We start from the raw sequence: 22,943 nt of genomic DNA, 5'->3' as shown, positions 1-22,943 counted from the left end.
GAAGCCATCCCTTTATTTCCATAGACATAGCTCAAGCCACGCGCAAAAGGGGACGAATGCCTGCCACTTTGTTCATCGCTCGCGCATGAAGCTCGACTTTCTCATTTCCGCAAGCCCGACCGACGGTTTTTTCGGCCAGATCGCCTTTTTCCGCCGCGCGCTGGATGCCCTGGGCGGCGATTATCGCGAAGCCCGGCTCGTCGCGGTGTTTGGCGATCACGATGCCGAAGTACTTCCCGAACGGTGGCGGCCCTATTTCGAACGAATCGATATCGTCTGGGCGCATCCCGTCGGCGCCCACAATCCCGCGCACCGGGCGCAGCACGACAAGCGCTTCGAAGCGATCCGCGACGATGCCAACCTTGCATTCCTCTGCGATGCCGATGTCGCGCCGTTGCGGCGGTTCGACGAGTTGCTTGCGCAGCTGGCCGACGCGCCGGCGCTGGCCGGTGTCATCGCCCATCTTCATTTTCCGCGGGACGATCTTCCCCGCGATCCCGATCGCGACTGGCCCGAGCTCGCCGAGGCGGTTCTCGGACGGCCGATCGAGAGACCTTATCGCTATACGTTCTTCGCGCCAGAAGAGGCGCCGGCGGCACCCTTTTACATCAACTACGGGGTGCTTGCCGGGCCGCCCGCCATGCTCCGGCGCTTCTACCGCCGCGACATCGCCATCCGCGATGCCATCGCCGATATCGTTGGCCATTGGTGGGCGCCGCAGATTGCGGTCGCGCTGGCGTCGGCCGATCTGAGCCTGCCGACGGTCGCGCTACCGATGCGCTATAACTTCCCCAACGATCCCATCGCGGAGCGGCTTTATCCTAATGAGTGCACCGAGATCGTTTTCCTGCATTATCTTCGCACACGGTTCTTCGATCGCGGCGAAATCTTTGCCGACGCCGCAGCCTTCGAGCGTTTCATGAAGACGCGGCTGGAAGGGTCTAACGCGATCTTCCAGCGGTTCGTGGCCAATCTGACCGGTGGTGAATTTCCGTTTGGCTAACAGTGCATGAGCCGCGGTGTCAGCCGATATATCGTTCGACGAGCTCCGCCATGAAGCGCATGTCGTCCTCGCCGTAGCGTTGATCGCATGGCAATGTCAGAAGGCTTCGCGAAAGCGCATGCTCTTCGGGAAAATCGCTTTCCGGCGACGGAAGGTCGCGCCAGTGGCGTGGCGCGAAGACCCTATGCTCCGCAAGCCACGCGCATAGCCCGTCCGCGTCCTCGAAACGCATCGGGAAGCCGAGCGGCACCCAGTCGATCGGCAAATCGCCAAACAGTGCATGGGGGGACAGCGTTTCAAGCAAGGTTCGGTAATTGCCCCTGCGGGTTTTCGCCATCGGAGCTACCGCGGTTCGCGCAAGGATCCGGCGGCTTTCCGCCGACATGGCCTTGTTGGAGACGGCCATCGCCGCCTCGACCGAGCGGAAAGCGGCATACCAGTGTTCATTATGTTGCCCGGCAGGATCGGCCGCCCGCATTCGATAGGGGTCGATAAACTTGGTGTCGCCGGGTAGCTCCAATAGCGGCGCTGGTACCTTGCCATCGGTATCGACGAGGATCCCGCCGTCGGGCGCGCCAAGCAACTTGCGCGGACTGTAGATTCGCAGGCTCGACAAGGGGCCCCCGCCGGTATCGAGCGCTTGGGCATAATCCTCGATCCACAATATGTCTTGCCGCCGTTCCGCCATCGAACGCCAAACAGATGGCTGCAGGCGGCCAAAATAGGCAATGCCGAGAACAGCGTCGCCTGCGCGCATCTCGCTTTCCAGCACCTCGAAATTCGGCTCGAGGGTGCTGCCGACGGGATAGTAGAGGAGGGTAAGACCGTCAGGTACGGCTTGCAGGGTATCAGGGCACAAATAGGCGGGGAGCCAGAGCCGTGACGGCTGCATGGAATTTAGGATATGGCTCAGCGCGCTGCGGGCATTGTGAAACAGGTGCACCGCTGCGGCACCCTTGGACCAGCGTTCGAGCAGCGTCTCGCCGTCAGCCTGCCGCACTGGCTCTTCGAGGGCGAAAACACCGCCGATCGGTTCCCGGGTGGCCGGCATCGCCGGATCAGTCGCGCTGCGCGAGAGCTTCGGCAATCTCGGCGGCATGCGCGGCGATGAAGCGCAGGAGATTGCCGAGCGCGCGAACGTCGTCGCCATCGACCGTCGCGCCGGCGGGAAACTGAATAATCCGTTTCAGGAGAGCTTCGGTAACAGGGAGGCTTGCTCCGGCATCGGGGAAAAGCGTTCGATAGGGTTCGCTGCGATGTGTGCCGGGGTAGAAATATCTCCGGGCATAGACGCCTTCGGCACCGAGTAAATCGAGCAGCTGGTCTCGGGTAACCCCGAGCCGCTCGCTGTCCGTCTCCGCCGCGACATAATGATGGTTGGATCGGTCAGCCGCATTGGGGAGCCGCATGGTGATGCCGCCGATATCCCGCAACGCCTGCTCATAGCTTTGAAAGCATCGGGCGCTGGCCGCGAGAATATCGTCGAAAGCGTCCAGATTGGTCAGTCCCATGGCGGCATGGATTTCAGACATTTTCGCATTGGTTCCCGCCCGCTCGACCTGGTCGTAGCCGCTAAAGCCAAAGTTGCGCATCGACCGTAAATCGGCAGCCAGTGCATCATCATTGGTTGTGATGGCGCCACCTTCGAAGGTGTGAAAGGCCTTGGTGGCGTGAAAGCTGAAGATTTCCGCACGCCCGAAGCCACCAATCGGCTTCCCCTGGTACGTGCAACCAAAGGCGTGTGCGCTATCGAAGAGGAGGGGAATGCCTTCCTTGTCGCAGAGCGCCTGCAGCGCTTCGATGTCCGCGGCCATCCCGAAAGGATGGGTAGCGATGACCGCGCTGACATCAGGCGCGATCTTCTTGCGGCACGATTCTGGATCCAGCGCCCAATTTCGAGGGTCGATATCGGCGAATACCGGCCTGATACCGGCCCAATGCAGCATGTGTGCCGTCGACACGAACGTAAACGCGGGCACGATCACCGACCCCGCAAGCTCGAGCGCCCGGATCGCAAGTTCCATCGCCGCGGTTCCGCTGGACGCCGTAATGCAATGTTTCACTCCGAGCCTGTCAGCGAGCCTCGTCTCGAGATCCGCGACCATCACGCCGTCATTGGTGAACCAGCGCCGTTCCCAGCTTTCTTCGACGAGGCCGAAGAAGCGTTCCTTGTCGCCCGCATTGGGGCGCGTGACGTGCAACGGGCTTGAAAAAAGCGGCGCACCGCCGAAGGCCGCAAGGTCGGACACGGATATCTTTTCACGGCGGAAAGAGCCGGGCGCCTCTGAAATCTGATCGGATTCTATCACGATATCAGACTAGTCCGCGTCGCACCCATTCGCCAGCCCCGCTCTTGTTTCGCCGAGCTGTCTTGTCCGATTCTCCAGCACGGGTTTACGCCCGCCAGGGCGCTTTAGACTGGAGCGCACAGATAGGACCACATGATCGGCAATCCCTCGGGGGCCGGATCGGCCCGCGACACGACAGACCAGCCGGTATCGGCGAGCATTTGCGCCATATGCACGGCCGAAAAACTGCTCTGCATGCCGGGGCGTTGCGGCTTCAGCTCCTTATGGTCCGGCTCCCCTTCGTGAATGAAGGCGGAGAAGAAAAGGTGCCCGCCGGGTCGTATATGCCGCGCGAGCAAGCGAAAGATCGCATGGGCTTCATCGGGTTGCTGGTGCGTGATGACGGAGAACATGCAGGCAATGTCGAAACGCTTGTGATCGAGCGCCGCCGAAATCTCGTCACCCAAGCCTTCGCTCAATGCGATACCCTTCGGATTGTAACACAAGTTTTTGATGTCGAATTGGAAATAGGCGAACCGGCTGTCGTCGACATTGTCATGCAGAAAATCGACGATGTTCTGCTTCACCTCGATTCCGGTGTAGCTGCCGACGGGTAGATCGCGGTTGAGTATCGCCTCGCTGAAACGCGTTCCGCACCCCAGGTCGAGAATGTCGAGTCCGTCGAGATCGTCGATTCCAATGCGCTCGCACATATATGAAATCAGCATCGCGCCGGTGTCGGCAGGGTCGCCCATGTCCTGCACGCTCTTCGCATTTCGGTTCATGTCCTGCGGCACAATCAGCATGCGGTTCGCCCCGTTCGAATGGTATTTGTCCTAACCCTGCCCGTCTTGTAGTCAAACCCGGCGACGATGCTGACCATCCACCTTCATATCGGCCGCGGCAAGACGGGTACCACGACCATCCAGCGATGGCTGGCCGCGAACCGGGAAGGCCTGTTGCGCCACGGTGTTGACTATCTGCTGGCGGATGATCGGGGCAGGGGATGCGGGCATCAGCAATTCGCCAAAAGCTTCATCGCCAATCCTCCGGGCTTCATGGTCCCGGCCAAAAGACCGGAGGACGTCCGCCGCGAAATATTCGACGAACTGTGTCATACCCACGCAAGCCATGCCATCATCAGCTCGGAAAATTTCCCGCTTGCCGATGTGTCGGAGGTTGCCGGATTTTTCCGGAACCTTCCGGTCGACCATCGCGTGAAGATCGTTTTCTTCGCCCGCTCGCAGGATGAACTCGCCGAATCCGAATACAACCAGATGGTCAAGTTGAAGCGCGTCACCGAATCCTTTTCCTCCTATGTGGAGAACAGCCTGGATGGATGTCATTTCGATTCCGAAATGGCGGTCTGGGAGCGTCATTTTGGTCGCGAAAATCTGGTCTGCCGAATCTATGATGCGGGCCGGAAGGAGGTCGTGGCGCCGTTCCTTGCCGCAATATCGGATGACCTTGCCGATTTTTCCGGCGCGGAAGTGCCGGCGAATTCGGGTGCCGCCAATATCGCGATCGGAATGAAGGCGCTTTCGGCAATTCGGCTGCTGAACGAAATCGAGTTGGTTGATCGACAAACCGTCTATCAACGGATCATCGACGGTTTCGCGGGCGTCGACCTGCCGGCACTGTTCCTGGACAGCGAAGCAGCAGCAAGATTGAGAAGCCGGTTTGCCGAGAGCAACCGTTCCTTCACCGAACGCTATCTCGGACGCGCGTTCGCCGATCTTGGCGGGCGTCGACGCTCGGACGAGGAACGCGACACGGTCATGGCACAGCTAATAGCGCTTGGCCTCACGTCGAATTGATCCCGAGAGCCTTGGCAGGGTGCATCGCGAAGGTTATCGCTAGTACATGGCGAGTACACTTGAATGGCAGGTCGACAAGCGGGACGGCGGAACGGTGGTCGCGGCATCGGGGCGCGTCGACGAATCCACCGCGACCGAATTTGCCGAGGTGCTCGGTGAACATGCCGAAACGGCGGGGGCCAGGCTGGTCGTCGATCTCGGCGGCATCGAATATATGTCGTCGCGCGGGCTGCGCGCGCTGACGCTGGCGCATCGCCGCGGCGAGGAAGCGGGAACGAAGATCGCGCTCGCCCGGCCGAACGAGACGATGCGCGAAATCCTTTCGATCAGCCGGTACGACATGGTGTTTCCGGTCGCCGATACGATCGAGGAGGCCCTGGCCAGCTGAGGCCACGCAAACGGGGGGACGGATGCAGGTTCGATTCTGGGGAACGCGCGGATCGCTGCCCGTGGCGCCCAAAGCGGGCACTATTGCCGACAAGGTAGCCGATGCGCTGGTGGCGGCGAACGGACGATCGTTCGCCGACAAGGCCGCGGCGCTTGCATTCGTCGAGGACGATCTCGATTTCGCGACCGGCCGATCCTATGGCGGCGCGACGAGTTGCGTCGAGGTCGACATGGGCGAGGGCCCGTTCATCGTCTGCGACCTGGGTTCGGGCGTGCGCGAACTGGGCCTCGATACGCTCCGGCGTTGCGCGCAGGAGGGCAGGCCGAAGGAATGGCACATCTTCCTGTCGCACCTCCACTGGGACCATATCATGGGCTTTCCCTTCTTCGTGCCCGCTTTCATGGACGGCGCGAAGATTATCATCCATGCCGGGCATCCCGATGCGGAGCAGGCGCTGCGCCGCCAGCAGGAGGAAATCTCCTTCCCGGTGCCCTTCGACTGGCTGAAAGCGGATATCGAATTCAGGACGCTGGAGACGGGACGCGAATATGAAATCGGCGAAGTGACCGTCTCGGTCATCCTGCAGCATCATTCGCACGACAGCTACGGATACCGTTTCCGCGACCGCGACGGGAAGGTGGCGATCTATTCCACCGACAGCGAACACAAGATCGACCAGATGCATGACGAGAACGACTTCGCGCAATTTTTCGGGCACGCCGACCTGGTCGTTTGCGACACCATGTATTCGCTCGCCGACAGCGTCTCGATGAAAGAGGATTGGGGCCATTCCTCGAACATCGTCGCGGTCGACCTGTGCCACGAAGCCAAGGCCAGGCGGCTGGCGCTGTTCCATCACGAGCCGACCTATAGCGACGCCGATATCCAGCGAATGCACGAGGAAACGATCCGCTATGAGGAACTGACGCGCGATACCGACGCGCTCGAAGTGCTGTGCGCCTATGACGGCCTCTGCGTCGAGCTCTGACACCCGGTCTCGCCGCATTGCCGGTTCGGCGGCGTTGCTCGGCGCGCTGGCCGGCTTGCTGCTGACCGCCATTTTCGCGAATTACGAACGCAATTCGGTGTTCGATTTATGGCAGCGGCTGGCACCGCGCGAGATCACAGCCGACAATGTCGCGATCGTGATCATCGACGATCCGAGCCTCGACGCCCGCGGCACCTGGCCCTGGCCGCGAAACTATGTCGCCGAACTGATCGAGATCATCGCCAGGGACAGGCCCCGCGCCATCGGCATGGACATGATTTTCGCCGAACGCGATGCGCGCGATCCCGAACTGTTCGCGTCACTCTATCCCGATCTCGATGAGGCGATGGCCGCGCGGCTGCGGCAATTGCCGGGAATGGATGAGAAGCTCTCCGAAGCGATCGCAGTCGCGCCGGTCGTCCTTGGCCGCGCCGGTGTCGATGAGGACGGGACGGAACATCAGTTGATGACCGAACCGGTCATTGCGGGCGACCTGCCTGCGGGCGTACCGCGCATGCCGCAGATCCTGTCCAGCATCGCGGAGCTGGACGATGTCGCGCTGTCCCGGGGTCTGATCAACGGTCCGCCGGACCCGGACGGAATCATTCGCCGGGTCCCGCTGACGATCGTCGCCGGCGGACAGGCGATGCCCGGCTTCGCCGTCGATCTCGCGCGCATTTCGGCCGGGGAGAGCGAACTTGTATGGACGGACGGCATGCTCATGCTGGGCGACAGGGCCTTGCCTGCCGACGAGACCGCCAATCTGGCGTTCCGGTTCGGGAATTTGCCGCCGCAGGCGGTCTATTCCGCCGCCGAGGTTTTTGCGGGCGAGGTCAGCGGCGTATTCGCCGACAGGGTGGTGATCGTCGGACTTACGGCGACGGGCAGTTCCGACGTCGTGTCTACCCCCCTTCATACCGAGATTTTCGGCGTCCACGTCCAGGCGCAGGCGGTCGATGCGATGCTGGAAGGGGCATGGTTGTCGCGGCCGGCCTGGGCACCATGGGCCGAACTGGCCGCCAGTCTTGTGCTGGTGTTCGTGATCCTGCTTGCGGCAGCGACGAAACGCACCTGGTTCTTCTATCCCGCGCTGGTGCTCGCGCTGGCGATGCCGCTTTTGTCTTTCGTGGCGTTCGACAGGGCGAATCTGTTGCTCGATCCGGTGCGCCCGCTGATTATCGCCGGATTTGCCGGTATCGCGGTATGGATCGCGTTCTTCGTTCTCGGCCGGGCGGAAAAGTTGAGGCTGGCGCGGCAACTCGTCGACCAGCGCGTCGCCGCCGCCGAACAGGAAGGCGAAATGAAGGCGGCCCGCCGCATCCAGCTGAGCATGGTGCCCGACAAGGACAAGCTCGCCGCACTCGATCCCCGGGTAGAATTGGGGGCCGTTCTCGAACCCGCCAGAACGGTGGGCGGCGATTATTACGATGCGCTGATGCTTGACGATGACCGGCTCCTGTTCCTCGTCGGCGACGTCACCGGCAAGGGTGTGGCCGCCGCGCTGTTCATGGCGCTTACCAAGGCGCTGTCGAAGATCAGTCTCAGCCGCACCGACCGCGATCTTGGTGAGACAGTCGCCGCGCTGAACCGCGAGTTGATGGAAGAAGCGGACGAAGCCCTGGGGCTGACGATGCTCGTCGGCGTGCTCGATTGCACGACCGGCGAGGTCTCCATGGTCAATGCGGGCCATGAGAATCCGATCCTGCTCGACGCAGCGGGAACGGTGCGGATCGTGCCTATGAAAGGGGGGCCGCCCTTTTGCGTGATCGATTTCCCTTACCAGTCCGAGCCGCTCGCCCTGGAACCCGGGGAGACGCTGCTGCTGCTGTCGGACGGCGCCACCGAAGCGCAGAACGAGGCGCAGGAGCTGTTCGAGACGAGTGGCGTGATCGATGCGCTCAAAGGATCCCCGGGGCGCCCAGCGACAGATGTCGCCACCGGTCTGGCGCGTTCGGTGCGGGACTTCGAAGGCGACACGGAGCCGAGCGACGACCTGACGATTCTCGCTATCCGCTATGTCGGTGCGTCAGCGGGAGGCGCGTAGCCGCGGCGCGCTAGCGCACGATCACGGTCACGCGGCGATAGCTTTCGTCCGACACGCCATCGCCCAACGCCGCCTGCGCATCATATTCGCCGCGACCGATGATATCGCCATCCTCGATCGAGATGCCCCCGGCACGCAATGCCTCGGCAACGGCGCGTGCGCGCTCCATGGACAGGGCGTTGTTGCTCCCTTCGTCACCGGTCGAATCGGTAAACCCGGCCACTTCGATCTGTACGCCGGGGGGCCGTTCGCCCACCGCGCTGTTGATCTGATCGATGATCGACTGTTGCACCGAAAGGATGTCCGCATCGCCGACGGGGAAGGGTATGTCGAACCGCGAGACGTCGGCGGGCAGCGTCGCCATCAGTGCATCGAATGACGGATCGGGCCGGGCGAGCGCGCTCACCCGCGCACCCGAAGCGCCGAGCCGCGCCTGCGTATTCGCCGTATCGAGCACGGTCTCGCCGCGCTCATCGTCGAGTACGGCGATTGCACCCACCGGATGACCGGGCTCGTTGTCCAGCAGCACGACGCGATCGGTCGCACATCCTGTGAGCAAAATCGCCGTAGCGGCGATCGCCGCGCGCATCATCCGACTTCGACCACGAATCGCGTGCCGCGGACGCCGAGAACCGAGGTCGGCGTGCGAACGCGCATATTGTCACGGCCGGAGCGGGCGATGTTGCCCGAGACCACGCCGATCGATCCGCGATAGACGCTGGTGACGAAGGAACCGCTCTGGCGTGCGCGATCGTAGCGGAATTCGTCGAGGCTGACGCGGCTGCCCGGCCCGACCGCAGCGCGCGTATTGTCGAGGAACAATATGCCGGCCCGTCCGCTTCTGCCGGTAACGACGACGTCGCCCTGTTCGAGACGGAAGCCCGATGTGGCGGCGACCGTCCTCTCCCCGCGCACGACCTGAACATCGCCGACCACGTTCCGGACCCTGCCGATCTCCGCCCATGCCGGGCTCATGGTCAACAAAGTCGCGAGCGCTGCCAGCGCAGCGGCCAGTTTTTTCATGCTCATCCAAGCCTCCCCATTTGATTCCGTTCTGCTATCGTATCGCAATGTCGCATTGGAGACAATTTACCTTGGAAGTGGCAAAGGACGACGATCCGTCCGATGCGATCGTCGCGATGATCGATCAGGCGCGCGACTTCGCCGCATCGGCCGATCTCGACGCGCAGCTGATCGGCCGGTTGAGCGTGATCGTGGAAGAGCTCGTCTCCAACATCGTGCGCCACGGCGGTTACGACCATAGTGTGACGATCGAACTGGCGCTCCGGCGCACGGGCCCGGCGCTGGAAATTTCCATTCGAGACGACAGTGCGCCTTTCGATCCGACGCAGGCCAACGATTTTGCAGGGCCGGATCCCGTGTCCGGCGGTGGTGTAGGCCTGGAACTGGTGCGTCGGATGGCAAGCAAATACGACTATGTTCGCGAGAATGACAGGAACTGCGTGAGACTGGTGCTTGAATAGCGCCCATGCGGTGTACGGTCAGCCGCGACAATTTCGCTGACGAGCTATTGGATGGCCGGGGCACCTTTTTAGCCGCACAAGAGTGTTAAGACCTGAAAAGCATTGGCGGTCGCGCCAGCAGACGGCCGATGTGCAAATTGCCGACGCGGGACAAGGAGGGACGCCGTCCCGCGTCGTCGCCCCCCGTTAGAAGCTGAAGCGTGCGCTCAGGCGGAAGTCGCGGCCTGGAAGGGGCACGAAATCCTTGGTGAAGGACGCATGGCGGCGCGCATCGACATTGAAGATGTTGTTGACCGAGGCGATAATCGCGGTGCCATTCGCCCGGCCCCATGGGCGCCAGGTGAGCGAGGCGTTGACCAGCGTGAAATCATCGGTCGGCGTTTCGAAAGACGTCACCCGATCCTGCTCGGCGACCCATTCGACCTCGGCGCGAGCGGTGAACTGATCCGACTGCGCTTCGAGACCGCCGAGTACCCGGAAGGGCGGGATCCGCGGCACCGGCTGATCGGTATCGTCCAGATCGGCATGGACATAGTCGGCCACGCCGTCCGCGATGAAGCGCCATCCGGCACTTTCGGCTAAGACGACCGAAGCCTCTGCTTCGAAGCCGTAAAATGTCGCGTTCTGCTGGAAATACTGGAAGACCGGAAGTTCGTCTTCCTCAAGCCCGGTATCGGTCTCGTAGATATAGTCGTTGAACCAGTTGGCGTAGCCTGTGAGGCCAAAGGTGAACGGACCGGTCGAACCGCGCAGGTAAATCTCCGCGCCGATGCTCTTTTCGGTGTCGAAGTTCGGATTGCCGACTTCGAACGCCTGGGTCGCGATATGCGGGCCGTTCGAATACAGTTCCTCCGCCGAAGGCGCGCGTTCGGACCGCGACAGGTTCGCGCCGATCGTCACGCCGTCGGTAATGTCGGCATTGGCGCCGATGGCGGCCGAAAAGGCGTCGAAATCGCGCGAGATGCCAAGCGGCGGCGCGTCGACATTCGTATGTTCGTAGCGCGCGGCTGCTTCCACCGAAAAGCCGCCCAGATCGAACTCTTGCAAGGTGAAGAGGCCCATCTGCTGCGTATCGTTGCGCGGGACGAAGGCTTCAGCCCCGATCGCGTTGAAGTCGCGAACGAAAAGCTGACCGCCGATGACGCCGTTCCACCCGTTCCGTTCTGCCTGAACGAGTTCGACCCGGCCTTCGAAGCCTTCGACAAGGAAAACCGTTCCCACTTCGTCGCCTTCGAACTCGGTATGCTCGTAATCGGAAAAGCCGAGGCGGACGCGGATGCTTTCGAGAAAACCGCCGCCTGTCAGGATTTCGCCGCGAATGTCCGCGCGGAAGCTCTGCAGGCCGATGGTGACGGGTTCTTCGCCATGTTCGTGGCCTTCCTCGTCCTCATGATCCTCATCATCATGATCCTCGCCTTCTTCTTCGCCATGATGATGCTCGGCGCCCGGGCGGGAAGGAACGCCGTAATTGCTGTCGAAATAGCCGACGGACACGCCGAGGCTTCCTCGTTCGTCGATAAAGGCGAGCCCGGCACCGGCCGTGTAGGTTTCGGTGGCGCTGTTTGGGAGGCCGCCGCTCAGGTTCGCAAGTTCGAGCGCTTCCTCCGCTTCTTCCAGATGTCCCTCTTCGGTTTCCTCCGCGGCGATTTCGAGCTGTTCGGCGCGAAGCTCGGACGTCAGAACGAAGCCTCCGACCTCGAGATCGTCGGTCTCCCGATAGCTGCCGTCGACATGGAGGACGAGACGGTTGGTCAGCGGCACATCGATGCCGCCGGCGATGCTGCGTTCTTCGGCGGCGCTGCCATAAATGCCGACCGCGTCGATATGGATCGCTTCGTCGGGCACTTCGCGCGGAATGCGGCGGTCGATGACATTCACCGCGCCGCCGATCGCCTGGCTACCATAGAGGAGTGCAGCCGGTCCGCGCAGAACCTCGATACGCTGGGCCGTGATCGGATCGATGGTGACGGCATGGTCGACCGAGGTGTTGGACGCGTCGATTGCGCCAATGCCGTCGGTGAGAACGCGAACCCGTTCGCCTTGCAGCCCACGCAGCACGGGACGCGAGGCACCGGGGCTGAACGAGGTTGCGGAAACGCCGGGCAAGTCGGCCAGAACATCGCCGATCTGCGGCCGCAAATTGTTCGTGAGCTCGGGTCCCTGAAGCACCGAGGTGCCGGCAAGAATGTCGAGACGCCTGCCAAAGGGCGCCGTCACGACAATCTGCGCCTCGCTGTCACGATGCAGGGCGTCGGCGGACTGGGGGGACGAGCCCGCCGTTGATTGCGCCGCCAGGGGGGCGGTCCACAGGGCAGTGCTGGCGAGCGCCAGAGTCGCAATACGCATGAGAATCTCCTTTGCGGCGCGATATAACGTCACGAGATAGTATAACAACACGCCTTCATCGCTCGGAGGAAATTCCTTTCATCCGTTGCGGAATGACAACAGGGCCGAAGCCCTATGTGAAGATTCTAGCTGTCGATCTGGCGCGCGTTGACGAGGCGGTAGAAAATGCCGCTTTCGTCCTGGCCGGTCAGCCGCAGCGTGCCGGTCAGCGTGATGGCTCTGCGTTCTTCGACCGCTATCGGCTGCGATGTCCGGACCTCGATGAACTGGTTGGGCAGCGCATGGAGGTGAAACGGACAGCCAGGCGGATAGGCGAGCAGCACGAAATGGCTTTGGCGCGAGGAATTCTCGAGCGGCATCATCCAGCCGGCGACGCGGATCGTGCGACCGTTCAGCGCGCGGACGCGTTCGGTGAGCCGGGACGCGAATAGATGATGTTGTCGCTGTCGCGCCGGTCGATGACCCGCGTCGCTTCCAGTGTTGCCCAGGATACGCCGCCCCGAGGCGTCGGCGAGCTCAGTGTCGGGTTGCAGCGCACCGATTATCGCAAGGCGGTCGAACGCCCAGGCATTCCGGAAGCGGAAACGCAATCGGACCCCTGGCTATACAGTGTGGCGGGCGCGATCTACCTCAGCGACGAGATCGCGATATACGGAGGCTATACGCGCGGGCTGGAGGAGTCGGGCGTGGCTCCGTCCAGCGCGGCAAACCGGGACGAACCACTGCCTGCCATTCTCACCAGTCAGCGCGATGCCGGCTTGCGATGGGCCATCACGCCCGACCTGCGCGCGGTACTCGGCCTTTTCGATGTCCGGAAGCCCTATTTCCAGCTCGATACCGACAATGTGTTCCGGTTGCTGGGCGAGCAGAGGCACCGGGGAATCGAATTCTCGCTATCCGGCCAGATCAGCCCGCTGCTGAGCGTTGTCGCCGGCCTGGTGCTGTTGCGCCCGCGTGTGCGCGGAGCGGATGTCGATGCTGGACTTGTCGGTCAATTGCCGGTGGGCCAGCCCGCCAGAAACGTTCAGATCAATGCCGACTGGCAATTGCCATGGCTTGACGGGCTGTCCCTCGATATGGGCATCACGCATCTGAGCAGGCGCGCCGCCACCCGCGACAATATCGTGTTCCTGCCCGCGCGCACGCAGATCAACATCGGTGGGCGATACCGCTTCGATCTCGGCGGCAGGCCAGCGGCCGTGCGGTTGGCCATCTCGAACCTGACCGATGAATACGGGTTCGATTTGCGGGGTGCGAGTGGCAGCTACGACATCATCGACGGCAGAGTCGCTAGGTTGTCTCTCAGTGTCGATTTTTAATGGGAGCGAGCGATGCTTGGGTGTTTAAAATTATATGAATTTGCACAAACGCCCAGTAACCGGCCGGACATGCGCCTGACGAGATTGGTGAACGCGTCAATGTCCGATATCAGCATGGCGTCGCCAACAGGGCAATGGCAGAGACTGGGGCGCCTCGCAGACATTGGATCTAGCCCGACTTTCACGCCTAGGCGCAACATGCGTCACGGAGGTTGCCATGTGGTTGTCAAGTTGCAGGGATTCGCGCGCCAGACGAACCAAGTTGTTGAAAAGGTGGTGAGCCCTGCTGGGTTCGAACCAGCGACCTACTGATTAAAAGTCAGTTGCTCTACCAACTGAGCTAAGGGCCCGACCACGGGTGCGGAGTTAGGGGTGCGGGGAGGCGCGGTCAACCGGGATTGCGCGGTTTTGGCGCGTTTCGAGCTGGCGGATCGAAAGGCCGGTCACGGGGTCGATCCATGCCGGTGCGATGGCGACGAGCGGGCCGAGGGCGAAGCTCCGCTGCCGGAATTCGGGATGCGGGATGACGAGACCGGCATCGCCCCAGCAGCCACCGGACCAGAGCAGGATATCGAGATCGAGGATGCGGTCGCCCCAGCGGCGCGTGCGGCGGCGGCCGAAGCTGCGTTCCAGAGCCTGGGTGGCTTGCAGCAACTCGCTTGGCGAAAATGCTGTCTCGATCAGGATTGCGGCATTGGCATAGCGGCGGCTGCCGGGGCCGAGCGGCGCGGTGTCGACGATCGGCGAGCGGGCGACAAGCGCGACGTCCGCCGTGCCGGTCAACGCTTCGATTGCCGCTTCGACGGTCGCGCGCGGTGATCGGCCGCGATAGCGGTTGGACCCGAGGCCGATCGCATAGCTTGTCTCGCCCATGGTCCCGCGCCTATCGCACCGCCATGATCGAAACCAGCCCCGAACCGCCGATCGACTGCCCTCTCTGCCCGCGCCTCGTTGCCTATCGAGAGGAACAGCAGGCCGCGCACCCCGACTGGTTCAACGCGCCCGTTCCCAATTTCGGCGATCCGGATGCCTGGCTCGCCATTGCCGGGCTGGCGCCGGGGCTGACCGGCGCCAATCGGACGGGACGGCCGTTCACGGGCGATCATGCGGGCGGACTGCTCTACGATACGCTCGGTGCCGCCGGACTGGCGGAGGGCGAATATACAGAGAGCGCCGATGACGGATTGCGACTGAAGGGGGCGATCATCATCAATTCCGTGCGCTGCGTGCCGCCGCAGAACAAACCGGTCGGCGCGGAAATCAACAATTGCCGGCCGTTTCTGAAAGCTGCGCTCGATGGGCTAACCAAACTTCGCGTGATCGTCGCGCTGGGCACGATCGCTCACGCATCGACGCTTCGCGCCTATGGCGAGGCCGCCGGGCGATACAAGTTCGGCCATCTCGCCGAGCACCGGATCCCGGGCGGGCCGGTGTTGCTCGATAGCTATCATTGCTCGCGCTACAACCAGAATACCGGTCGTTTGACCGATGAAATGTTCGCCGCGGTCTTCGAACGCGCGAAGGAGATCGTCGCCTAGCGCGCCTTACGGAAGAGCAATGTCATCCGGTCGCTTTCGCCGATCGCTTCGTAGCGCGCGCGGTCCGTATCGCCTTCGCGGAATACCGGCGGCAAGGTCCAGACGCCGCCCGGATAGTCGGCGCTGTCGTTCGGATTGGCGTTGATGTCCGAGGTCTGCACCAGCTCGAAGCCGGCAAGATCGAACAGTGCCACGACATCGGTCTGCTTCACATAGCCACGCGATCCGTTCGAATCCGCCCAGCTGGCCGATTCGGGCGCGCGATGCTGAACCACGCCCACCAAGCCGTTATCGGCGAGCAGAGCGCGCAGGTTCCTCAACTCGCTCAGCGCGTTGCCTGAATTCAGCATCGAATGGATGTTGCGGAAGATCAGGATGCGATCGGCACTGCCTTCGAGCCCGGCGGGGATGTCGTCGCTCTCGAACGCGGTCACCGCCGATGCGGGTACGCCGGTGCTTTGCTGCACGCTGGTGGCGAAGCGGACCGGCCATGCGTCGGCGCGCTGGCGCTGCTCTGCGTCCATGTCCGCGCCGTCGGTATCGAAATTGACGGCGAGATAGCGGCCCTGCGGTGCGATATAGGGCGCGAGCACGCGGCTGTACCAACCGCCTCCCGGCGCATATTCGGCCACCGTCATATTGGGTTGCACACGGAAGAAAGCGAGCGTCTCGGCCGGATGCCGATATTGGTCGCGCGGCTGGTCCTCGGCGCGGAAATCGGCGGCGAGAATCGTATCGAGCCCGATCGTGCCCGGCGTGGTATCGTCTTGCGCTGCGGCTTCGGCCTGCGGCGTTGCCTCCGGGCCGAGCACGCGGTCGAGGATACCGTCGAGCACGCTGCGGACCGGGTTGGCGCGCGGCTGCTGCTCGGTCGTTTCCTGGGCCTGTGCGGGCAAGGCGAGGCCGGCGGCGGCAAGGAGAAATGTGCGGAATGTCTTTTTCATGATCGTCCCTCTCTGTGTCTGGTTTTTTATTCGGCCGTAGCGCGTGAAGCGTCTCGTGCGGCGCGGAATTCGGCATCCTCGTACCAGTTCGGCCATTCGGCGCTCTCTGCCAAAGTACGGCCGATGGCATAATATAGTTCCAGATCCTGCAGAGCGCCGTCCCAGTTCCAGTTCGGGTCATACTCGTCCTGCGGTCCGTGATAGCGGTTCTCGATATAGTCCTCCGACGCGGCCCGGCCCGCTGCCGCACCCCCATTGACGAGGTTCTCGCCGCTCTCCGCATAAAGCATCGGCACGCCGGGGCGAGCGAGCGAGAAATGGTCGGAACGGAAGAAGGAGCCGCGTTCGGGTGCCGATTCGGGTTCGACGCTACGGCCTTGGGCCTGGGCTGCCTGGGCAAGAATTTCTTCAAGCTCGGATTTGCCGTAGCCGACAACGACGACATTGCGCGCAGGGCCGACTATGTTGAGCCCGTCCATATTGATGCCGCCGGCCGTCTGGGCGAGCGGGTAGATCGGATTTTCGGCATAGTAGGCCGATCCGAGCAGTCCCGATTCCTCGGCCGTCACGGCGAGAAAGACGATCGAGCGTTCCGCGGGGCCGGCTTCGGCATGCGCCTCTGCCAGCGCCACGAGGCCTGCGGTGCCGGTCGCATTGTCGAGCGCGCCGTTGCAGATGTCATCGCCGTCCGGCGCCGCCGTGCAGCGGCCCAGATGATCCCAGTGCGCGGTATAAAGGACATATTCGTCCGGCCGCGTTGATCCGGGCAGGACTCCGACGACGTTTCGCGATTCCTGCCGCCGGATGCTGTTTTCGAGATGCGCGCTCGCCGTCAGGTTCATCGGCACGGCGCGGAAACCGGGCTCGCGGGCCGCCGCCGTCAGCACCTCATAATCGAGCCCGCCGGCAGCGAACATCGCGCGCGCGGCTTCGTTCGTCACCCAGCCTTCGACGGGAACACGGCCCATATGATTGTCGGCGGCGTCCATATCGAGCTGCGGGCCCGTCCAGCTGCTCTCGACGACGCTCCAGCCATAGGCGGCAGGGGCGGTGTCGTGGATGATGATCGCGCCGGCCGCGCCTTGCCGCGCGGCTTCCTCGTACTTGTAGGTCCAGCGGCCGTAATATGTCATCGCCTGGCCGTCGAAGAGGCCGTCTTCGCCGCCGGCATGGAAATCGGGATCGTTGACGAGAATGACGGCGATCCTGCCGTCCATATCGACGCCCTCATAGTCGTTCCAGCCGCGCTCGGGTGCGTTGACGCCGTAGCCGACGAAGACGAGTTCGGCATTCTCGACATCGACTTCGGGCACCACGCGCTTGGTCCAGATCACCATGTCGGAGCCGTAGGCGAGCGGCGTTTCGGCACCGCGATGCGTGTAGGAGAGCGCCGCCGTTTCCGGATCGGCCGTGATCTCGACGAGCGGGACGTTCTGAAACCAGCTGTCGCCATTGCCGGGCTGCACGCCCGAGGCCTCCAGCTGTTCGGCGAGATAGGCTACCGTCAATTCCTCGCCGCGCGTCGCGGGCGCGCGCCCTTCGAATTCGTCGGAAGACAGGGTCTGCGTCATCTCGCGCAACCTCTCGACATCGATGGCAGGGGCCGGCGAATCGGCGGCGGGTGTTTGTGCGGCGCTTTGCGGCGCGTCGGCCATGGGCGCGCATGATACGGTCAGGGCGAGTGCCGGCAGCACGAATGGACGAAAATTCACTTGCGATCCCCTTGAAGCGTTCGGTCGAACTCAATCAACTATGGGTAGTTGAAGGGCTTTTCGCAAGCACACCCTTCCATTGTGAGCGTGGTTCAAGTAATCGCAAAATTACTTATCGGGAGGGTTGCTTACATGAAAGTTGGTTCGCTTTTCGCCTTGGTTGTGAGCTGTTTGTCTTCAACTGTAGTGGCTCAAAGCAATTCGTTATCCGATCCAGCCGCCGCGTTTGGCGCCAGACAGAGCGTCTCGGATATCGCGCTTTCGCCCGATGGCGGCAGCATAGCCTATGTTGCACCCGGCGTCGGACAGGAGACGCGGCTTTATGTAACCGATTTGTCGACGGGTGATACCCGATTGGCAACCGGCGCCGATGGCGATCCCTGGGAAATCAACTGGTGCGAGTTCGACAGCAATACACGCCTCGTGTGCACGATATCCGCGCTTGTGGAGACGACCGGCTATATCATCCCTTTCAGCCGCCGCGTTGCCGTCAATCGGGATGGCAGCGATCCGCTCGCTCTTGGTCAGCGGCAGAGCGCGTATCAGCTCGGATTTTCGACTTCCGATGGCCGGATCATCGACTGGCTGCCCGATGCCGCAGACGAGGTGCTGATGGCGCGCGTCTTCATTCCGGAAGGTCGCGCCGCCACACGTATGAACAGGACGGAGGAGGGGCTCGGCGTCGTTCGTGTCAACATTCGCACCGGTGAAGACGACCGGGTCGAAAATCCGCGGGACAGTGTCGGAAACTATATGACGGACGGCCATGGCAATGTCCGCATCATGGCGAGCCAAGGGCGGCGCGGGGCTACCGGCTATGCCGATGATACGGTGCGCTTTTACTATCGCCGCAGCGGCGAGAACGAATGGCTCGACCTCGACAGCTACAACACCTCGACGCGCGGCGGCTTTCTCCCCGTTGCGGTCGATCGCGATCTCAACGCGGCTTATGGCTATTCGCGGCATAACGGCCGGATGGCGCTCTATCGTGTGACGCTCGACGCCGGCCTCGAACGCGAGCTCGTCTATGCCAATGACGAGGTTGACGTCGACGGGCTGGTCCGGATCGGGCCGTATGATCGCGTGATCGGCGTCAGTTTCGCTGACGACTATCGCCAGATCGAATATTTCGATCCCGACTATGCTGCGCTGTCACAGGCTTTGTCGCAGGCGCTCCCGAACCTGCCTAGCCTTACGATCGTCGATTCGACCGCCGACGAGCAGATACTTCTGATCCTCGCCAGTTCGGACACCGATCCCGGCCGCTACTATGTGTTCCGGCGCGCGGACAACGCCCTGAACGAGATCATGGTCGTGCGGCCGGAGCTGGAAGGCGCAGCGCTCGCCGAGGTGCGGCCGGTTCGCTATCCGGCGGCGGACGGAACGATGGTGCCGGGCTATCTGACGCTGCCGCCAGGCCAAGACAATCCTCGGGGAATTCCGGCGATCGTCATGCCGCATGGCGGGCCGAGCGCGCGCGACGAATGGGGTTTCGACTGGTTGTCGCAATATTTCGCCAATCGCGGCTATGCGGTCCTGCAGCCGAACTATCGCGGTTCGGAGGGCTATGGCGATGAATGGTTCGTCGAAAACGGGTTTCGGAGCTGGGAATTGGCGGTCGGTGATATCACTGCGGGCGGTCGCTGGCTGGTATCCGAGGGCATAGCCGACCCCGCTCACCTGGCAATTTTTGGATGGTCCTATGGCGGATATGCTGCGCTGCAGTCCGGCGTGCTCGATCCCGGCCTTTTCCGTGCCATTGTGGCCGTCGCGCCGGTCACCGACCTGCAATTGCTCAAAACGCAAGCGCGGCTTTGGTATAGTGGGGCCAATACGCGGGAATTCATCGGCGAGGGGCCGCATATCCGTCAGGGTTCGCCTGCCCAGAATGCCGAGAGGATCGAGGTTCCCGTCCTGATGTTCCACGGCGATCGCGACATCAACGTCGATATCGATCAGGCGCGGCGCATGCAGAGCCGGCTCGAAAGCGCCGGACGCGAGACCAGGCTGATCGAGTTCGACGGCCTCGACCATTCGCTTCGTGAATCCGACGCGCGGGCAGAGATGCTCGAGCGCAGCGATTATTTCCTGCGCACCGCCATGGGCCTTCCGATGGACGGCAGCACCGACAGAGTCCGCTATCAGGCGGAAGAAAGGGCAGGTAGCAATGCCGGGAGCGACTCCGAAGAGGCCGAGCGACCGGTCTTCCCCGGCGCAGCCGTTCCTGAAGATTCTGTCGGGCCCGGGGCGGTCACGGATGAGTGACAGGCCGCAGGGCTTGTGTCGTCTTTAGTGCTCTCTCGGCACATCCGGCCGCGTCAGGATGAAAATGCTGACGATGCCGAGAACGACGAGCTGAACGCCGACAATCCAGATCGGCCATCCCAGCGCGATGCTGATCAGCGGCGTCGCGGCAATGACGATCATCGCGGCGATTTTCGCGCGCCGGCTGATCGCGCCATGCCGTCGCCAGTTATGGATCAGCGGGCCGAACAGGCGATGATTCTCGATCCAGCGTGATAGCCGGGGTGAGGACTGCGCGAAGGCATACGCTGCGAGCAGGGCGAAGGGTGTAGTCGGTAGTAGCGGCAGCACGGCACCCAGCAGCGCCAGGCCAACGCAGAGCAGGCCCAAGCAAAGCCAGAAAATGCGGATGCCGAGACGCTTGTCCATCGCAGGCCGATAGCAGATCGTTTCGGTCGGCGCTCTGGGAAGTATCGCCAACAAAAAAGGGCGGCACAGCGGCCGCCCTTTTCGGTTCGGTATTCGCGAAGTCTAGCGCGAATAGAATTCGACGACGAGGTTCGGTTCCATGCGAACGGGGTAGGGGACCTCGTCCAGCGTGGGAACGCGGGTGAAGACGACCTTGCTCGTTCCGTCGGGCGACACATAGTCGGGGATTTCGCGTTCGGTCAGGCTTTGGGCTTCGAGGACCAGCGCCATTTCCTGCGCCTTGGCGCGCAGCGTGATCTCTTCGCCCGGCTTGATGCGGCGCGAGGGAATGTTGCACTTTACGCCGTCGACGCGGACATGGCCGTGATTGACGAGCTGGCGTGCGGCGAAGATCGTTGGCGCGAACTTGGCGCGATAGACGATCATGTCGAGCCGCTGTTCGAGCAGGCCGATGAGGTTCTGCGACGTATCGCCCTTCATCTTGCTGGCTTCGGTGTAGCAGGCGCGGAACTGCTTTTCGGTGATGTCGCCGTAATAGCCCTTCAGCTTCTGCTTCGCGCGCAGCTGCACGCCGAAGTCGGAAAGCTTGCCCTTGCGGCGCTGTCCGTGCTGACCGGGGCCGTATTCGCGGCGGTTGACGGGGCTTTTCGGGCGACCCCAGATATTCTCGCCCATGCGGCGATCGAGTTTATACTTGGCGCTCTGGCGCTTCGACATGCGTCGTCTCCAATTTGCTTGTTTCTGTTCCCGGAACGCACCACCTGGCTCGAAAGCCGGGCGCGGCCACCGCTTCACCGGGGTGCGGGGCCAATTGCGAAGGCGGGCAGATGGCGGCTGCGCGACGGAAAGTCAAGCCATGCCGGGCTCTTTCAGCGCGACATACTGCAAAAGGCTCAGACAGACCGAGTTGTGAGTTTCTCAAAATGCGGCGAGGGCGAGCTTAACGAGCGCCGACCCGGCTCCGGACACCTGCGTTTTCGAGCACATCGCGGTTTTCCTGACGCCAGCGGTCCCACTGCATCTGCGTTGCGCAGACGCGTCGCGTACCGATTCTGCTGCCCACACGGGCTGGCAGGCTGCGACAGACGATCCGGGTCGCCGCTGTCGGCTCCCAGTTTCCTTCAGCGGTATCATCCGCTTGGGCCGTCTCGGTGGCCTGTTCTTCGACAGGCTCATCCGACAAGACATCGGCTGGTTCGGTGTTCGCCGCAGCCAATGCGGCCGACACTAACAGGGCGGTTCCGACAAAAGACATTGCCTCTCTCTCCTTCAAAAATGCGGGCCGTGCGGCGACTGTCGCGCATGTCAGCAGCCGCGGTTCAGCGCTCCGCAGCCGGTGCCGGCACCCTCATTATACATGCGATTGCCCAGTCGCTCGTTCCACATCGTCCGGTCGACCTCGTCGTCGAGACGACCCCATTCGGCTTCGGTCTTGCAGATGCGGCGCGGGCGGATTCGCGAACCTGTCGGCGGCGCGGCCTCCCGGCAGATGACCCGTGTAGCAGAAGTCACGTCCGCTTCTTCTGCGCCGGACCCGACATCGGATTGAAAGGCATAGGCGGGTGCGGCGATGGCGATTGTCGCCATGATCCCCAATGTGGTAATTCGAATATTCATCTCACTTCCTCCCGATACGTTGCGTTAATCCTGTGATCAGCAATTCCCCATGCCGCCGCCCGTGCATTGCGGGGCGCCACCATTGGCGAAACTATTGGCATTGTGTGCGTCGCGCAAAGCCTCGCGCGAATCATCGGCGATGCGATCCCACTCGGCCTGCGTCTTGCAGATGCGCCGAGGGCGTATCCGCGAACCGGCCGGTGGAGGTGGCTGGCGGCAGACAATCTCGGTAGCGCTATTGGTTTCGACGCCGTCGGAGTCCTCGTCTGCGCTCTGAAATGCCGATCCGGGCGCTGCGGCTGCCAAAGTCGCAAAAGCGGCGAGCACGAGAAAATATCTGGTCATCGTCGACCCCATTGTGGGACAGGTCCTTCCGGCCATGGGTCGCGATGGTATCACATTATGCCAAAAAGAGAAAATCCCGAACCGACTGTTGCCGGTCCGGGATCAATCTCTACCGCGAATTTGCAGGTGGATTATTCGTTGCCGACCCGGCTGCGGTTGCCGACATTTTCCATTACGTCGCGCGTTTCCTGGTCGATGATGTCCCACTCATGCTGCGTCTTGCAGACACGACGCGGGCCGATTCGAGTACCGGTGGGCGGCGGAAAACGGCGGCAGACAATACGGTTGGCAGCATTGGTTTCACCCGCATCGGCGCTGTCATTGGAGGAATTGGACTGGGCACTGGCAGGCGCGGCGGCGATCATGGTCGCGGCTGCGGCGAGCATGGCAAATTTGAAGATACGCATTGATTTCTCCCGGGGTTACACGTGTTCGCA

General features: G+C 62.5%; 25 protein-coding genes and 1 tRNA gene. 9 read left to right on the top strand and 17 right to left on the bottom strand.

Features of this window, described 5'->3' with window-relative positions:
- Nucleotides 1–85 precede the first annotated feature (85 nt).
- A complete protein-coding gene (locus Q0139_RS00950; RefSeq protein WP_298016044.1) occupies nucleotides 86–1,003 on the top strand; it encodes a hypothetical protein in 918 nt (305 codons plus the stop codon).
- 19 nt (nucleotides 1,004–1,022) lie between these two features.
- On the opposite strand, the gene Q0139_RS00945 is transcribed toward Q0139_RS00950, so the two are convergent.
- From Q0139_RS00945 to Q0139_RS00935, 3 genes are all read right to left on the bottom strand, one after another.
- Nucleotides 1,023–2,054, bottom strand: a complete 1,032-nt coding sequence (locus Q0139_RS00945) for a hypothetical protein (RefSeq protein ID WP_298016043.1) — start codon at nucleotides 2,052–2,054, stop codon at nucleotides 1,023–1,025.
- A gap of 7 nt (nucleotides 2,055–2,061) precedes the next feature.
- The gene (locus Q0139_RS00940; protein ID WP_298016042.1) at nucleotides 2,062–3,252 is read right to left on the bottom strand and encodes an aminotransferase class I/II-fold pyridoxal phosphate-dependent enzyme; all 1,191 of its coding nucleotides are present in this window, start codon (nucleotides 3,250–3,252) and stop codon (nucleotides 2,062–2,064) included.
- Between the two features lie 164 nt (nucleotides 3,253–3,416).
- A complete protein-coding gene (locus tag Q0139_RS00935; RefSeq protein WP_298016041.1) occupies nucleotides 3,417–4,097 on the bottom strand; it encodes a methyltransferase domain-containing protein in 681 nt (226 codons plus the stop codon).
- Nucleotides 4,098–4,163: 66 nt separating this feature from the next.
- On the opposite strand from Q0139_RS00935, the gene Q0139_RS00930 reads away from it, so the two are divergent.
- From Q0139_RS00930 to Q0139_RS00915, 4 genes are read left to right on the top strand one after another with little or no spacing between them, the layout of a single operon-like run.
- A complete protein-coding gene (locus Q0139_RS00930) occupies nucleotides 4,164–5,108 on the top strand; it encodes a hypothetical protein (protein ID WP_298016040.1) in 945 nt (314 codons plus the stop codon).
- A gap of 46 nt (nucleotides 5,109–5,154) precedes the next feature.
- The gene (locus Q0139_RS00925; protein WP_298016039.1) at nucleotides 5,155–5,496 is read left to right on the top strand and encodes an STAS domain-containing protein; all 342 of its coding nucleotides are present in this window, start codon (nucleotides 5,155–5,157) and stop codon (nucleotides 5,494–5,496) included.
- A gap of 22 nt (nucleotides 5,497–5,518) precedes the next feature.
- The gene (locus Q0139_RS00920; protein WP_298016038.1) at nucleotides 5,519–6,484 is read left to right on the top strand and encodes an MBL fold metallo-hydrolase; all 966 of its coding nucleotides are present in this window, start codon (nucleotides 5,519–5,521) and stop codon (nucleotides 6,482–6,484) included.
- Nucleotides 6,459–8,528: a CHASE2 domain-containing protein gene (locus Q0139_RS00915; protein WP_298016037.1), complete on the top strand. Its 2,070-nt coding sequence runs from the start codon at nucleotides 6,459–6,461 to the stop codon at nucleotides 8,526–8,528. The genes Q0139_RS00920 and Q0139_RS00915 overlap by 26 nt, the downstream gene beginning before the upstream one ends.
- 10 nt (nucleotides 8,529–8,538) lie before the next feature.
- On the opposite strand, the gene Q0139_RS00910 is transcribed toward Q0139_RS00915, so the two are convergent.
- Nucleotides 8,539–9,120: an OmpA family protein gene (locus Q0139_RS00910; protein ID WP_298016036.1), complete on the bottom strand. Its 582-nt coding sequence runs from the start codon at nucleotides 9,118–9,120 to the stop codon at nucleotides 8,539–8,541.
- Nucleotides 9,117–9,557: a FecR domain-containing protein gene (locus Q0139_RS00905; protein WP_298016035.1), complete on the bottom strand. Its 441-nt coding sequence runs from the start codon at nucleotides 9,555–9,557 to the stop codon at nucleotides 9,117–9,119. Before Q0139_RS00905 ends, Q0139_RS00910 begins: the two co-directional genes overlap by 4 nt.
- A gap of 71 nt (nucleotides 9,558–9,628) precedes the next feature.
- Between Q0139_RS00905 and Q0139_RS00900 the strand changes: the two genes are divergently transcribed.
- On the top strand, nucleotides 9,629–10,012 hold the full coding sequence (locus Q0139_RS00900) for an ATP-binding protein (RefSeq protein ID WP_298016209.1): 384 nt from the start codon (nucleotides 9,629–9,631) through the stop codon (nucleotides 10,010–10,012).
- A 186-nt stretch (nucleotides 10,013–10,198) separates the two neighbouring features.
- Here the strand turns inward: Q0139_RS00900 and Q0139_RS00895 are convergent, their stop codons facing one another.
- Complete coding sequence (locus tag Q0139_RS00895) at nucleotides 10,199–12,358, bottom strand: TonB-dependent receptor (protein ID WP_298016034.1); 2,160 nt, start codon at nucleotides 12,356–12,358, stop codon at nucleotides 10,199–10,201.
- 125 nt (nucleotides 12,359–12,483) lie between these two features.
- Nucleotides 12,484–12,738 carry a DUF3299 domain-containing protein gene (locus Q0139_RS00890; protein WP_298016207.1) on the bottom strand — a complete coding sequence of 85 codons (255 nt, stop codon included), beginning with the start codon at nucleotides 12,736–12,738 and terminating at the stop codon, nucleotides 12,484–12,486.
- A 78-nt stretch (nucleotides 12,739–12,816) separates the two neighbouring features.
- On the opposite strand from Q0139_RS00890, the gene Q0139_RS00885 reads away from it, so the two are divergent.
- Nucleotides 12,817–13,677 carry a TonB-dependent receptor gene (locus Q0139_RS00885; RefSeq protein WP_298016033.1) on the top strand — a complete coding sequence of 287 codons (861 nt, stop codon included), beginning with the start codon at nucleotides 12,817–12,819 and terminating at the stop codon, nucleotides 13,675–13,677.
- A 274-nt stretch (nucleotides 13,678–13,951) separates the two neighbouring features.
- Here the strand turns inward: Q0139_RS00885 and Q0139_RS00880 are convergent.
- Nucleotides 13,952–14,027: transfer RNA gene (locus tag Q0139_RS00880), tRNA-Lys, on the bottom strand.
- Nucleotides 14,028–14,043: 16 nt separating this feature from the next.
- On the bottom strand, nucleotides 14,044–14,550 hold the full coding sequence (gene folK / locus Q0139_RS00875; protein ID WP_298016032.1) for a 2-amino-4-hydroxy-6-hydroxymethyldihydropteridine diphosphokinase: 507 nt from the start codon (nucleotides 14,548–14,550) through the stop codon (nucleotides 14,044–14,046).
- Between the two features lie 23 nt (nucleotides 14,551–14,573).
- On the opposite strand from folK, the gene Q0139_RS00870 reads away from it, so the two are divergent.
- On the top strand, nucleotides 14,574–15,215 hold the full coding sequence (locus Q0139_RS00870; RefSeq protein WP_298016031.1) for a uracil-DNA glycosylase: 642 nt from the start codon (nucleotides 14,574–14,576) through the stop codon (nucleotides 15,213–15,215).
- Here Q0139_RS00870 and Q0139_RS00865 read toward each other — a convergent pair.
- Both Q0139_RS00865 and Q0139_RS00860 read right to left on the bottom strand, forming a co-directional pair.
- Nucleotides 15,212–16,159: a hypothetical protein gene (locus Q0139_RS00865; RefSeq protein WP_298016030.1), complete on the bottom strand. Its 948-nt coding sequence runs from the start codon at nucleotides 16,157–16,159 to the stop codon at nucleotides 15,212–15,214. The genes Q0139_RS00870 and Q0139_RS00865 overlap by 4 nt on opposite strands.
- Nucleotides 16,160–16,185: 26 nt before the next feature.
- Nucleotides 16,186–17,814: a M28 family metallopeptidase gene (locus tag Q0139_RS00860; RefSeq protein ID WP_298016205.1), complete on the bottom strand. Its 1,629-nt coding sequence runs from the start codon at nucleotides 17,812–17,814 to the stop codon at nucleotides 16,186–16,188.
- A gap of 411 nt (nucleotides 17,815–18,225) precedes the next feature.
- Here Q0139_RS00860 and Q0139_RS00855 point away from each other — a divergent pair, with 411 nt between their 5' ends.
- Nucleotides 18,226–20,136: a S9 family peptidase gene (locus Q0139_RS00855; protein WP_298016029.1), complete on the top strand. Its 1,911-nt coding sequence runs from the start codon at nucleotides 18,226–18,228 to the stop codon at nucleotides 20,134–20,136.
- A gap of 24 nt (nucleotides 20,137–20,160) precedes the next feature.
- On the opposite strand, the gene Q0139_RS00850 is transcribed toward Q0139_RS00855, so the two are convergent.
- From Q0139_RS00850 to Q0139_RS00825, 6 genes are all read right to left on the bottom strand, one after another.
- The gene (locus tag Q0139_RS00850; RefSeq protein WP_298016027.1) at nucleotides 20,161–20,544 is read right to left on the bottom strand and encodes a YbaN family protein; all 384 of its coding nucleotides are present in this window, start codon (nucleotides 20,542–20,544) and stop codon (nucleotides 20,161–20,163) included.
- Nucleotides 20,545–20,646: 102 nt separating this feature from the next.
- On the bottom strand, nucleotides 20,647–21,261 hold the full coding sequence (gene rpsD / locus Q0139_RS00845; protein ID WP_298016025.1) for a 30S ribosomal protein S4: 615 nt from the start codon (nucleotides 21,259–21,261) through the stop codon (nucleotides 20,647–20,649).
- Nucleotides 21,262–21,484: 223 nt separating this feature from the next.
- Nucleotides 21,485–21,799, bottom strand: coding sequence for a hypothetical protein (locus Q0139_RS00840; protein ID WP_298016023.1), 315 nt, complete (start codon nucleotides 21,797–21,799; stop codon nucleotides 21,485–21,487).
- Nucleotides 21,800–21,849: 50 nt separating this feature from the next.
- Nucleotides 21,850–22,161: a hypothetical protein gene (locus Q0139_RS00835; protein ID WP_298016021.1), complete on the bottom strand. Its 312-nt coding sequence runs from the start codon at nucleotides 22,159–22,161 to the stop codon at nucleotides 21,850–21,852.
- A gap of 36 nt (nucleotides 22,162–22,197) precedes the next feature.
- Nucleotides 22,198–22,506, bottom strand: a complete 309-nt coding sequence (locus Q0139_RS00830) for a hypothetical protein (protein ID WP_298016019.1) — start codon at nucleotides 22,504–22,506, stop codon at nucleotides 22,198–22,200.
- A gap of 131 nt (nucleotides 22,507–22,637) precedes the next feature.
- Nucleotides 22,638–22,913: a hypothetical protein gene (locus tag Q0139_RS00825; RefSeq protein ID WP_298016017.1), complete on the bottom strand. Its 276-nt coding sequence runs from the start codon at nucleotides 22,911–22,913 to the stop codon at nucleotides 22,638–22,640.
- Between the last annotated feature and the right edge of the window lie 30 nt (nucleotides 22,914–22,943).

This window comes from uncultured Parasphingopyxis sp. (assembly GCF_937129435.1).
GTDB lineage: Bacteria > Pseudomonadota > Alphaproteobacteria > Sphingomonadales > Sphingomonadaceae > Parasphingopyxis.
The sequence above is the reverse complement of the archived record's forward strand: the minus strand, read 5'-3'. Positions and strand labels throughout refer to the sequence as shown.